Source organism: Synechococcus sp. MU1651, assembly GCF_023630635.1.
Taxonomy (GTDB): Bacteria; Cyanobacteriota; Cyanobacteriia; order PCC-6307; family Cyanobiaceae; genus Parasynechococcus.
Window position 1 is genome coordinate 75,604 of sequence record NZ_JAKUHJ010000002.1, and the last position, 12,088, is coordinate 87,691.

11 protein-coding genes are annotated in these 12,088 nt (G+C 49.2%); all 11 read left to right on the forward strand.

Features of this window, described 5'->3' with window-relative positions; genetic code table 11:
• Position 1 precedes the first annotated feature (1 nt).
• Genes NCN05_RS03290 through pseG form a run of 11 tightly spaced genes read left to right on the forward strand, consistent with a single transcriptional unit; the run spans position 2 to position 12,060 of the window.
• The gene (locus NCN05_RS03290) at positions 2-2,032 is read left to right on the forward strand and encodes a motility associated factor glycosyltransferase family protein (protein WP_250396974.1); all 2,031 of its coding nucleotides are present in this window, start codon (positions 2-4) and stop codon (positions 2,030-2,032) included.
• Positions 2,033-2,036: 4 nt separating this feature from the next.
• Complete coding sequence (gene pseB, locus NCN05_RS03295) at positions 2,037-3,053, forward strand: UDP-N-acetylglucosamine 4,6-dehydratase (inverting) (protein ID WP_250396975.1); 1,017 nt, start codon at positions 2,037-2,039, stop codon at positions 3,051-3,053.
• Positions 3,054-3,067: 14 nt separating this feature from the next.
• The gene (gene pseC / locus NCN05_RS03300) at positions 3,068-4,243 is read left to right on the forward strand and encodes a UDP-4-amino-4,6-dideoxy-N-acetyl-beta-L-altrosamine transaminase (protein WP_250396976.1); all 1,176 of its coding nucleotides are present in this window, start codon (positions 3,068-3,070) and stop codon (positions 4,241-4,243) included.
• Complete coding sequence (locus NCN05_RS03305; protein WP_250396977.1) at positions 4,240-5,136, forward strand: aldo/keto reductase; 897 nt, start codon at positions 4,240-4,242, stop codon at positions 5,134-5,136. The genes pseC and NCN05_RS03305 overlap by 4 nt, the downstream gene beginning before the upstream one ends.
• 3 nt (positions 5,137-5,139) lie before the next feature.
• On the forward strand, positions 5,140-6,387 hold the full coding sequence (locus NCN05_RS03310) for an N-acetyl sugar amidotransferase (RefSeq protein WP_250396978.1): 1,248 nt from the start codon (positions 5,140-5,142) through the stop codon (positions 6,385-6,387).
• Positions 6,384-7,037, forward strand: a complete 654-nt coding sequence (hisH, locus tag NCN05_RS03315; protein ID WP_250396979.1) for an imidazole glycerol phosphate synthase subunit HisH — start codon at positions 6,384-6,386, stop codon at positions 7,035-7,037. Before NCN05_RS03310 ends, hisH begins: the two co-directional genes overlap by 4 nt.
• Positions 7,038-7,057: 20 nt before the next feature.
• The gene (gene hisF, locus NCN05_RS03320; protein WP_250396980.1) at positions 7,058-7,816 is read left to right on the forward strand and encodes an imidazole glycerol phosphate synthase subunit HisF; all 759 of its coding nucleotides are present in this window, start codon (positions 7,058-7,060) and stop codon (positions 7,814-7,816) included.
• A gap of 2 nt (positions 7,817-7,818) precedes the next feature.
• The gene (locus tag NCN05_RS03325) at positions 7,819-8,355 is read left to right on the forward strand and encodes a GNAT family N-acetyltransferase (protein ID WP_284500205.1); all 537 of its coding nucleotides are present in this window, start codon (positions 7,819-7,821) and stop codon (positions 8,353-8,355) included.
• The gene (locus NCN05_RS03330; protein WP_250396982.1) at positions 8,352-9,125 is read left to right on the forward strand and encodes a cytidylyltransferase domain-containing protein; all 774 of its coding nucleotides are present in this window, start codon (positions 8,352-8,354) and stop codon (positions 9,123-9,125) included. The genes NCN05_RS03325 and NCN05_RS03330 overlap by 4 nt, the downstream gene beginning before the upstream one ends.
• Entirely contained in the window at positions 9,126-10,442 is a 1,317-nt protein-coding gene (locus tag NCN05_RS03335; protein ID WP_250396983.1) for an aminotransferase class III-fold pyridoxal phosphate-dependent enzyme, read from the forward strand. It begins immediately after the preceding gene.
• A gap of 7 nt (positions 10,443-10,449) precedes the next feature.
• Positions 10,450-12,060, forward strand: a complete 1,611-nt coding sequence (gene pseG, locus NCN05_RS03340; RefSeq protein WP_250396984.1) for a UDP-2,4-diacetamido-2,4,6-trideoxy-beta-L-altropyranose hydrolase — start codon at positions 10,450-10,452, stop codon at positions 12,058-12,060.
• Positions 12,061-12,088 lie beyond the last annotated feature (28 nt).

Genomic DNA, 12,088 nt, shown 5'->3' on the forward strand with positions numbered 1-12,088 from the left:
GATGAAGGCATTGGAGCAACTAGGTACGGATCTTCTAGAGACTAATCGCCTGTGGTTGAATAAGATGGCGCCTTCTTTGGCTAGTCTTGTTACTGATCATCAAGATGATTGTGTTTTAAGAAGCCGATCCGTTGATGCTGATCAGGACCTCTTTTTTAGGGGTGAAAGAGTCCTTGAGGCGTGTCATACAACCTTGCAGTCGGTCCTTAAGCAGCAGCTGGAACGTACTGATGGTGTGGCGATGACCCGAATCATGCGCTCTGCTGATGCCAAATCAGCCTCTTCAACAAAGATCTTGTCGCAGATGGTTGATGTTCACCGTGAAGTTCTCTTTGATTATTTGCCTTCCTTCCCATATGAGGGGACGCCGGAAGCAAATGAAAAGCCTTCATATAAGAATTTAATTTTGTTCGGGAGCCTTATGCTGCTTCCTCTTTATAACTATCTTAATTCTTTAACTGACGCACAATGGATAAGTATTACCTTGGTTGAAGACGATCCATTGCAGTTAAAGGCGTCTTTGTCGTTGTTCAATCTCCCTGACTTTGTATCACTTTGTCGTGAACGAAAGATTGGATTGACTCTTCATATCGATGAGAATAAGATTGCGCTGCAAGACAGGCTTTTTTCTCAGGTTGGAAAAGAAAACCCCACACTATTATATGGATGGCAGGTTCTGCGGAGTCCTGTTCTTTCTCCAGACTTGATGGAGCTGCATAGTTGGCTTCATGCCCCTGAAGGTGCTGCGCAGCATGTCAGTGGTTTGCTAGGTTTTGCTACGGATGACTTTAATCAAACCCAGCAAGCTTTGTGGAATGCACTTACCAATAAGGGTATGAAGGTGTTGTCGCCAGGTTGTTTAGATTCAGATACTCCCATAGTCTTGGTGGCAAGTGGCCCATCATTAACGGAAGAGTTGCCATGGCTCCGTAAGCACGCGGCTAAGTTGAATATCGTTGCGGCTGGAAGTGCTCTAGGATCACTTTTGCGAGCTGGAGTGAAGCCTTCTGCTGTTGTATGCCTAGAGCGTAGTGCTGAAACTTACACTGATCTCATTGACTTGCTCGCAGAGGGGCTTAGCCTTAAGGATATTGATTTGATTGTTAGCAGTACGATTGATCCACGGCTTCCAAAGTTATTTAAGAATGTATGCTTTTTTCACAGGCCTGCGTCTGCGTCTGCCGGATTGTTTCCTGATGATGCAAATGCAGTTTTGAGAATTAGTGGCCCTCATGTTATTAATGCCGCATTAGAAGCAGTATTGGCTCTTGGTTCTCGAAGATTATTGTTCGTTGGCGCTGATTTTTCTGCGGCATCACGTAGTCAGCCTCGCGCTGAAGGTGCTCTAGGTGTTTCCCCTCGTGAATTTGCAATACCTGTTAAAGGTAATAAAGGTAAGACCGTATTCTCCGAGCCAGGTCTGATGCACACTAGTTATTTGTTAAATAGAATGATTGAAGTTACTCCTGATTGTATAGCTAAAAGGCTAGGACAGGGTGTGATTCTCTCAAATGTAGAGTCTGTTGACGATTCTGATGCTTTGGCTGCTGAGTTTTCTTTGGCTCCTGGAGCTCTTCGTCGTGGATTATTATCGTTGCCTTATAGCAGTTTTACGGTTGAAGATTGTGATGCCCTCTTTGACCTTTTGCTTGTAGATTTGGCTGAGATCATAACGAAACTTCAGTCTGTGATTGAATCGTCGAATGGCTGGTCGAAGGATCTTGCAGATAGTTTGTCGCCGTTACTGCAACGTTTGCATGATGGCGACAGTCGTCAGCGTCGGATACTTTCACAACTGCTATGCCAGCCATTGTTCTATTCAGCAATGTCAATGTATGACTCCTTGTCTAAACATCCAGAGACTTTTGCCGTGTCTAAAGATAATTTTCTTTCGAGCTTGAGGCTTTTAGATTCTGTGGTGACGACTTGGTTGACTGTTATGAGGCCTTGGCTTCATGTTCCTGAGTTGCCAAGTTGGGATCCTGAATGGTTGCGCACGCGGTATCGCAGAATGGATTCTCAGCAGGCTTGATCCGATGTTCGATTCTTCTTCCAGGCTTTTGATCACTGGCGGCACTGGCAGTTTTGGAAAGGCCTTTATTGCTCGTGTGCTTCAGCGTTTCCCAGACATTCGTCGTCTTGTCGTTTATAGCCGTGATGAGCTTAAGCAATGGGAGCTTCAGCAGCAATTTCCTGTAGATGAGTTCCCTCAGCTGCGTTTCTTCTTAGGCGATGTTCGTGACCAGGTTCGCCTTAGGAGAGCACTCGAGCAAGTCGACACCGTCATTCATGCCGCAGCGCTCAAACAAGTTCCAGCCGCAGAATATAATCCAATGGAATTTGTTAAAACTAATGTTCTTGGGGCTGAGAATCTTATACAAGCTTGTTTGGATACCTCGGTGAGTAGAGTTGTTGCATTAAGCACTGACAAAGCTGCTGCTCCAATCAATCTCTATGGTGCGACTAAATTGTGCTCCGATAAGTTATTTGTTGCTGCCAATAATATTAAAGGTGCTCGTGACCTTCGTTTCTCTGTAGTCCGTTATGGCAACGTAATGGGTTCTAGAGGTTCTGTCATTCCTTTTTTCCTGTCTAAAGCTTCTACCGGTGTACTTCCGATTACTGATCCTGCAATGACAAGGTTTAATATTTCACTGGATGATGGAGTCGAAATGGTTCTTTGGTCATTACAGAATGCTCTTGGTGGTGAAGTGTTAGTTCCTAAAATACCTAGTTATCGAATTATGGATGTTGCGAAGGCTATCGGTCCCAATTGTGAAATGCCTGTAGTCGGTATTCGTCCAGGAGAAAAAATACACGAGGAAATGATCACAAGCTCTGACAGTTTTTCTACGATAGATTTAGGTGACTATTATGCAATCCTGCCTAGTGATGGATCTGTCCAGAAACTGTATCGTGATGCGGGTATGCCGGTGAATCCTGTTCGTGCTGGTTTTGCCTATAATTCTGGGTCTAATTCCGATTTTCTCGATGTTGAGCAAATCCGCTCATTAATTTTGGAGCATGTTGATTCTTCCTTTAAACCTGTTTGACATCCCAGGTGGTTATGGATCCCGCTGAGCCCTTTCTTCCTTATGGTCGTCAAACGATTACAGAAAGTGATATTAAGGCGGTAACTGATGTTCTTCGGAGCCCCTACCTCACTCAGGGTCCAGTAGTCCCGTTATTTGAGCGTGGTGTTGCCGAAAAGGTTGGTTGTGATCACGCGATTGCTGTTAATAGTGCAACCAGTGCTTTGCATATTGCATGCTTAGCCCTTGGTCTAGGTCCAGGTGATTGGCTGTGGACATCTCCGATTACTTTTGTAGCTTCCGCCAACTGTGCGCGGTATTGCGGTGCAAATGTCGATTTTGTTGATATTGATCCCTCAACAGGTCTGATGAGTGTTGATGCGCTGGAGCAGAAATTGATACAAGCTGAGCAGACTGGTTTGCTTCCAAAGGTAGTAGTTCCCGTTCATTTATGTGGTAGCAGCTGTTCAATGCAGCAAATTTCTTTCTTAGCAAAGCGGTTTGGATTTGCAGTGATTGAGGATGCTAGTCATGCAGTAGGTGCTCGTTATCAGGGTGAGTTTGTTGGTTCCTGTACTTACAGCCAGATTTGTGTCTTTAGCTTCCATCCTGTGAAAATTATCACATGTGCTGAGGGGGGTATGGCTACAACGAAAGATCCACAATTGGCACAACATATGACAGATTTGCGTAGTCATGGGATCACGAAGGATGACAAGCGTTTTGAGTTTCCTGCCCCTGGCCCTTGGAGTTATGAACAACAAAAATTAGGCTTCAATTATCGGATGACTGACCTCCAGGCAGCATTGGGGCTAAGTCAATTGCAGCGTCTGGACGAAATAGTTGCCGAGAGACAGCGTCTATTTTCAGTTTACGAAAAATTGCTAGTCGACCTGCCGCTCCATCTTCTTTCAATTCCTTCCGAAGTAAGTTCATCACTTCATTTGGCAGTGATTCGCCTGCTGAATCCTGATGCGAGACATCATCGTTCTGTATTCGAGGGTCTCAGAACCCTCGGGATTGGTGTGCAGCTGCATTATTCGCCTGTTCACCTGCAGCCCTATTACCAGCGATTAGGCTTCCAAGTAGGTGACTTCCCCGTAGCGGAGTCTTACGGCTCGAACGCAATCAGCCTTCCCTTATACCCAGGTCTTCAGGAAGCAGATCAAATGCGCGTTGTCCGTGCACTTGCTCAAGTGTTGTCTGCATGATCCAACAGCCTCGTTTGTGCTTAGGCACTGTGCAGTTTGGTCTTAACTATGGCATTACCAATTCTGCTGGTCAGGTGTCTGAGATCGAGGTTGCTCGCATCCTGATGAAGGCTGAGCAATCAGATGTTGGTTGGTTGGATACAGCACAGGCATACGGCAACGCAGAGGACGTCTTGGGTCGTCAACTACCCCAAGGCCATCAGTTGCGTCTTATCAGTAAGCTTCCCCCACAACCTTCCTCAGGGTTTGTTGCTCAGGATGTTGAGGCTTGGGATGCGGCATATTTCAATAGCTGCCGTCGTCTTGGCTGTTCCAGTCTCGACTCCTTTTTGTTACACCAGCCGTCAGATCTTCTTAAACCTGGAGGCCGTATTCTTGAGGCTTGGTTGCTGAGTTTGCGTGAGAGAGGCTTGGTGCAGCGTCTTGGGGTCTCTATTTACTCTGCAGCTGACCTTGAGGGCGTCAATCCTGACCTGCTGGATTTGGTCCAGCTGCCGCTTTCGTTGTACGACCAACGTTTGCTTGCGGATGGCACCGTTAGCCGTCTGAAGGCTGCGGGAACGGCGATTCATGCGCGTTCCCTGTACCTGCAGGGTCTGCTCTTGAAACCAGCGGACGAATGGCCTGCGTGGGCTGATGGATCCGTTCGTGACCATCACATGAGTCTGGAGGCTCTGGCGGACGCTAAGGGCTGCCACCTGCTTGATCTGGCTTTGGGCTTTGCCCGTGAACAGACCGATCTTGAAGCGGTGGTGCTGGGTCTTTGCAGTCTTGCGGAGCTCAATCAGTTGCATCGGGCTTGGTCAGGCCCCTTGCATTGGGGGAAGAGTGAGTGGCGAACCTGGGCTCTCCAGGAGCCCGGTATTCTTGACCCACGATTTTGGCCGCGCTGAGTCATGGGTGCCCCTTTTTCCGCTGCTCTGAAGCGCTGCAAACGCTGTTTGTTGCCTGAAACACACGAAACCCTGGTGCTGGATGCTGAGGGCGTGTGCAATGTCTGCAGGGCTCAGGAAGTCAAGGCTGAGATCAATTGGACAGAGCGCCTTGATCAGCTTGATGCATTGGTGGCTGAATATCGCGGCCGCTATCGCTATGACTGTCTGGTTCCGTTCAGCGGCGGCAAAGACAGCACATGGACTCTGTATTACCTGATGAAACGTTACCCAGGGCTCAAGCCCCTGGTGGTTCGTTTTAATCATGGGTTTCTGCGACCTAATTTAAGTGCAAATTGTGATCGCGTATTTCGTAAATTGGGAGTCGATGTTCATGATTTTACGCCTAGTTGGAAAGTTGTCCAACGTTTAATGCTTCAGGCCTTTTTGGAGAAAGGTGATTTTTGTTGGCACTGCCATACAGGAATTTTTGCATATCCCATGCAAGTGGCTTTGAAGGAGCAGGTTCCTTTGATTTTTTGGGGTGAGCCTTCGGCGGAGTACACCGCTTATTACAGTTATGATCAGCCGGAGCAAGTCGATGAAGAGCGGTTTAACCGCTACGTGAATCTCGGTATTTCTGCTGAAGATATGTTGATTCGCTTAGATGGCTTTTTGGAGGAGCGTGATCTTGAGCCTTTTCGATATCCTGCGTTGAAAGATCTGCGCTCCCTTGGCTATCGTTCTGTGTGTTTAGGGAGCTATATCCCTTGGGACGTGAAGATGCAGGTTGGCAAAATTCAGTCTGAGCTGGGTTGGCAGGGTGATGTTGTTGAGAACGTTCCAGAGGATTTTAATTACGAAAAAATTGAGTGTTGGATGCAGGGTGTGCGTGACTTTATTAAATACATCAAGAGGGGTTATACAAGGCCCACTCACTTGGCTGCTATCGATTTACGTAACGGCCGTATTTCCAAAGAGGAAGCTCAGGCGATGATTCGGCAGTTTGAGGGTCGCCGACCTCCAAGTCTCGATTTGTTCCTTGACTATGTCGGCTTGAACGAAGAAGAGTTCTACACGATTGCTGCAGGACATCAGGTCTCACCTTGGAAGTTTGAGGTCTCTGAGCTGCGTCAAGGTGAATCCACGCCTGACTTTTCAGATTGGCTTCGTGGAGATGGATTAGATCCTGCTGATGCTGAAGATCAGGTTGGCCGTTGGGCTGAAACCTGCGCGAATTGTGGCTCCTCTGAGGGGTGTGGCGCGGGATGACGCGTCCTCATGTTTTGGTGATTGATGCAGGTCTCGGCAACATTGGCTCGGTGGTTGCTGCACTTCAGCGTCAGGACTGCGATGTACGAAAATTGAAAGAGCCTCCTGCCTCACAGTTACAACATCCATTCACCCATGTTGTTTTGCCGGGGGTTGGTGCTTTCGCCGCGGGGATGCATGCGCTGAACTCGACAGGATGGTCGGCATGGATCAAGAATGTTTGGCTTGAGGTCGATCGTCCTTTGTTAGGGATTTGCCTGGGTATGCAGTTGCTGGCAAGCCATGGTGTGGAAGGAAGTCAGGACGGCAGCGACATTGCTGGTCTTGATCTTGTTCCAGGCCATGTTGAGCGTCTCGCGATAGATCCGCAACTTGCTCTGCCACATGTTGGTTGGAACTCACTTTATTGGAAACATACTGGTCATCAGCTATCTAAATCCATTCCAGCGGGGGGTGATATGTATTTTGTTCATAGTTATGCTTTCCAAACATTTGCCCCTGCTGATTGTTTGGCGGTTTCCGATTATGGGGATAAGTTTGCGGCTGTTGTCGGACGCGGAATGTGTCTTGGCGTTCAGTTTCATCCAGAAAAAAGTCAGCGTTTAGGTCGTTTTTTGCTCGCAAACTTTTTGGGTATGACCTCATGTTAAAGAGACGCCTTATTCCTAAATTGCAGCTTGCTCTTCGACAGAGTTTTCGGGGTGCACAGCCTGTATTGGTTGTCACAAGAAAATTTTCAAATCGTCGTGCCATTGGAGATCCGTTATCTCAGGCCAAAATCTATGAAGCTCAATTAGCTGATGAATTAATTCTCGTTGACCTGGAGCGCACGCAGCATAGTTGGCCAGTTTTGCTTGAGACCGTTGAGAATGTCAGTGACGCTTTGGCGACCCCTTTGGCTGTAGGTGGTGGTTTGCACTCGTTTGATCAGGTGCAGGCTTTGTTGGACCGAGGTGCTGACAAGGTGATTTTGAATACTGCCGCTCTGGATAGCCCTCAGCTGATTGATCAGGTGGCGAGTGCATACGGTGCTCAGTGTGTGGTCCTCAGTCTTGATGTGCGCCTGCAGTCAGGGAATGATTGGCGTGTGTGGACCGATAGCGGTCGTATTGACAGTGGTCTTCACCCTTTAACTTGGGCTGAAGAGGCCGTCAAGCGTGGCGCTGGTGAGGTGATGGTGACATCCATCGATCGGGACGGTAGTGGTTCAGGATTGGAACTTCGTTTAATATCTCTCTTATCTGAGAATTTAATCGTGCCTGTTATCGCCTCTGGCGGTTGTGGATTAGCCCAGCATTTTGTTGAGGGCTACGCGGCTGGAGCCTCCGCCGTTGCTGCGGGTACATTTTTTTCACAACGTGATCAAAATCCAATGCAATGCAGGTCTCATATCCGTAATGCTGGTGTCTCTATACGCCTCGAGGTTTAACCATGCTTAACTCAAAGCGTCTTGTGCTGAGAGCACTTCACCCATCTGACCTTAGTACCCAATACTTGAGTTGGTTGAATGATGGTGATGTTAGCCGCTATCTGGAAACTCGCTTTTTGCCACAAACGATGGAAGCGCTCCAATCGTATTGGCAGAATCATCGTGACGACCCTGCGAATCCTTGGTTTGCAATTTGCCTTGTCGAGGATGGGCGTCACATCGGCAATATCAAATTAGGTCCCATTCAATGGCTGCATCGACGTGCCGATCTCAGTTTGTTCATTGGTGATAAAAGTTGCTGGGGCTTGGGTTATGCCAGCGAAGCCATTGGGCTTGTTCGCGACTGGGCGTTCCGGGAGTTAGATCTTCAGAAGTTGAACGCTGGAATTTATGCCGGCAATATCGGTAGTCGTCGTGCTTTCGAGAAGAATGGGTTTGAACTTGAAGGAACCTTGCGCCAAGAAGCGGTGAGCGATGGTTCCAGGGTTGATGTCTGGCGCATGGGTTTGCCTCGATCCTCTTGGTTGTCTGCATCATGACAATCCTCGGCATTGTTCAGGCGAGATCTACTTCATCACGTTTGCCTGGGAAAGTGCTGTTGCCCATTGAGGGCGTTCCGATGGTCGTCTACCAGTTAGAGCGCCTGAAGCGGTGTGAGAGTTTGGATCGTCTTGTGCTTGCCACGTCATGTGACAGCTCAGATGATGATTTGGCATCCGTTGTTGAATCGGCTGGTTATACGGTTTACAGAGGTGACTTGCAGGATGTTCTTCGCCGTTTTCGCGATTGTGCGCTTCATCATGATGCAGACATTGTTGTCCGTTTAACAGGTGACTGCCCATTCAGTGACCCGATATTAGTTGATGAATTGGTCGAGGCATTTATCGATGGAGTCTGGGATTACTTGGCTAATTGTGTTGATGAGAAACAGTTAAGTGTTCCTGATGGTTTTGATGTCGAAGTTTTTCGTGCTCCTCTATTGGAGCGAGCCCTCAATGAGGCGCGATTGCAGTCGGAGCGTGAGCATGTAACGCCATGGTTTCGTAGCGAGCATGCTGGTCTTGTTTGGGGCCACTTCCAGCACACGCCTGCTCGTCCTTTCTATCGCGTCACTGTTGACGACCCTGAGGATTTAGAGGTTGTTCGTCAGATTGCCTCAGCCTTGGGTGCTGATAATCCGTGTTTTGGTGTTGATGCCGTTGTGGATTATTTGCACAACCACCCCGCTCTTGCTGGTCGTAATTTGCACACCGAGCGCAATGCTGGATACCTGAAGTCGTTAGCCTCTGATTCTGATGGAGGTGTGTAAGTGACATTGGGGCAAGGCAAAGGTCAGGAGCTCTGGTTGCGGGCTAAAAAATGCATTCCTGGCGGCAATATGCTGCTTTCAAAGCGGGCGGAAATGTTTCTGCCGGATCAGTGGCCTGCCTATTTCTCCAAAGCGAAGGGTTGCCGCGTATGGGATTTGGACGGTCGTGAGTTAATTGATATGAGCATTATGGGTATTGGCACCAACTTGCTTGGTTATGGCCACTCAGATGTGGATGCTGCGGTGGCCTCCACTTTGGCAGCCGGCAACATGAGTACCCTCAATTGTCCAGAAGAGGTTTGGCTTGCTGAGCGTTTGATCCAGTTGCATCCCTGGGCAGAGATGGTTCGTTTTGCTCGTAGTGGCGGCGAGGCCAATGCCATTGCAATTCGTATCGCGCGTGCTGCCACTGGTCGAGATACTGTTGCGATCTGTGGCTATCACGGTTGGCACGATTGGTACCTAGCCACCAACCTTCAAAACGACTCTGGCTTGCAAGAGCACTTATTGCCGGGTCTTGAACCCAAAGGAGTTCCTCAAGGCCTTGCAGGTAGTGTTCAGCCTTTTTCTTTCAATCGGTTGGATCAATTAGAGGCGATCGTGTCTAGCCACGAACTCGCTGCCGTGAAGATGGAGGTACAACGATCTTCTCCGCCCGATCCTGGTTTTTTAGAGGCTGTTCGTGAACTTTGTACGCGTCGGGGCATTGTGCTGATCTTTGATGAGTGCACATCTGGCTTCCGTGAAACCTTTGGAGGCCTTCATCTCAAGTATGGAGTTGAGCCGGATATGGCCATGTTTGGCAAAGCCCTTGGCAACGGTCACGCGATCACAGCTACGATCGGCCGACGTTCCGTCATGGAGGCTGCACAGACAACGTTCATCAGTAGCACGTTCTGGACAGAACGCATTGGACCAGCCGCTGCACTTAAAACGCTCGAGGTGATGGAACGTGAGCGCAGTTGGGAGGTGGTTACGGCGATTGGTAATCAGATTCGTCGCCAATGGCAAGAGTTGGCTGACCGTCATGGACTCTCCATTCGCCACAACGGTTTGCCTGCCCTTGCTGGATTCGCTTTTGAGAGTTCGTTGGCGTTGGAATACAAAACACTGTTGACTCAGGAAATGCTCAAGATGGGTTATTTAGCGTCGACCAGTTGTTATGCATGCATCATGCACACACCAAGAGTTTTGAGCCCATATTTTGAAGCGTTGGATCGGGTTTTTGCTTTGATTTCTGAATGTGAGGATGGTCGCTCTGTTCACGCATTGCTTGAAGGTCCTGTTTGTCACTCTGGGTTTAAACGGTTGAATTAATGGATTGTTGTTTCTGGTTGTGAATCAGGTTCTCTTTCGCTGCGATGCGTCCATGACCATTGGGAGTGGTCATGTGATGCGTTGCCGCACGTTGGCTCGAGAGTTGCTTCGGTCTGGGGCTGATGTTGTATTCCTCTGTCGTCGTCAGCCTGGTGATCTGATTGAGATTCTTGCGCAGGAGTTTTGTGTTTTGACCTTGCCTGAGCTTCCTCTATTGACTTGTGAAGAACTGGAGGGACGTACGTTGTATGAAGCCTGGCTGGGCTGTAGTCAGCAACAGGATGCAGATCAAACCTTTGACCTGATTTCAGCCGCGGGGCTCCAGTCGATTGATTGGGTCGTGGTTGATCATTATGGAATTGATGCTGTTTGGGAAAATCATCTGCTTCAGCGGTTTGGTACGCGTTTTTCTTCAAAACTTTTGGTGATCGATGATCTTGCTGATCGGTCGCATCAAGCGGATCTGTTGTTGGATCAGAACTACGTCGGTTCAGGAGTGGACACGCGCTATTCAGGTCTTCTTCCGCAGCACTGCCGCACATTTCTTGGGCCTCACTACGCTCTCCTTGGTCCCGAATATCCCCGGTTTCATGCTCTCGTTCCTGCCCGCAGAGAGTTGCACCGAGTGCTTGTGTTTTTTGGTGGAGTCGATCTCAACAACCTGACGACGCGTGCTTTAGAGGCGTTGATGGCGCCTGAGTTGTCTTGCGTCGCAGTTGATGTTGTTCTCGGTCATCAGTCTCCCCATCGCGAGACTGTTGCAGATATGGTTTCGCGTCGACCCCTCACCACCTTGCACGACCCTCTTCCCAGCCTTGCTGGGTTGATGGTGCGTGCTGACCTGGCTATCGGTGCTTGCGGGTCGACTGCTTGGGAGAGAGCTTGCTTAGGGCTTCCAACTTTGGTCGTGGCGATCGCTAAGAACCAATTGCCCTTTGCCCAGGCTCTCGATCAGGCAGGATTTCTGATGCTTCTGGGGGATGCATCAGAGGTGCAGGTGCCGCAGATCGTTGATGCATTGAAGGCGCGACTTGTTGAGCCGTGGCCCGCCGAACGCAGTATTCAACTGACGGATGGTTATGGTGCCGCTCGTCTCGCCATGGCCATGCTGCGCTTGAATGCTCCCCTCACATTGAGGCGTGCAGAATTAAGAGATGAAGCACTTTTGTTGAAGTGGGCCAATGACCCTGACGTGCGAGCCAACAGTTTTTCGCATGATCTGATTTCTGCGGACGATCATCATTGCTGGTTTGAACAAGGCTTGCTGAATCCGAACCGTTTGATGTTGATTGCTGTGACTCACGATGGCTGCCCCGTTGGACAGATCCGCTTCGACCGGAGTCCGGCGACTGGCCCTGGGGGAGTAGACGAAGCTTTGATTGGCTTGTCTCTCGATCAATGTTCTCGTGGATGCGGCCTCTCGGTTCCCTTGGTGCGTCTTGGTCTTCAGGTCATGCAGCAACGCTGGGGGCAAAGCACCCACGCCGTTGCGGAAGTGCTCAGTTCAAATGATGCCAGCAACGCCTGCTTTGAGCGATGTGGCTTCAAGTCCGATGCTGAGGTTTCCTCGAAATCCCGGCATGACATGAAACTCTGGCGATGGTGTTCCATGGATTAGACCCTTCTGCCGAATCAGTGAGATCATT

Excerpts from the sequence above, each read along its gene's own strand:
- NCN05_RS03330 (WP_250396982.1), top strand. The coding sequence starts at position 8,352 with ATGACAATCCTCGGCATTGTTCAGGCGAGATCTACTTCATCACGTTTG.
- pseB (WP_250396975.1), top strand. The coding sequence starts at position 2,037 with ATGTTCGATTCTTCTTCCAGGCTTTTGATCACTGGCGGCACTGGCAGT.
- hisH (WP_250396979.1), top strand. The coding sequence starts at position 6,384 with ATGACGCGTCCTCATGTTTTGGTGATTGATGCAGGTCTCGGCAACATT.
- NCN05_RS03325 (WP_284500205.1), top strand. The coding sequence starts at position 7,819 with ATGCTTAACTCAAAGCGTCTTGTGCTGAGAGCACTTCACCCATCTGAC.
- NCN05_RS03290 (WP_250396974.1), top strand. The coding sequence starts at position 2 with ATGAAGGCATTGGAGCAACTAGGTACGGATCTTCTAGAGACTAATCGC.
- pseC (WP_250396976.1), top strand. The coding sequence starts at position 3,068 with ATGGATCCCGCTGAGCCCTTTCTTCCTTATGGTCGTCAAACGATTACA.
- NCN05_RS03310 (WP_250396978.1), top strand. The coding sequence starts at position 5,140 with ATGGGTGCCCCTTTTTCCGCTGCTCTGAAGCGCTGCAAACGCTGTTTG.
- NCN05_RS03305 (WP_250396977.1), top strand. The coding sequence starts at position 4,240 with ATGATCCAACAGCCTCGTTTGTGCTTAGGCACTGTGCAGTTTGGTCTT.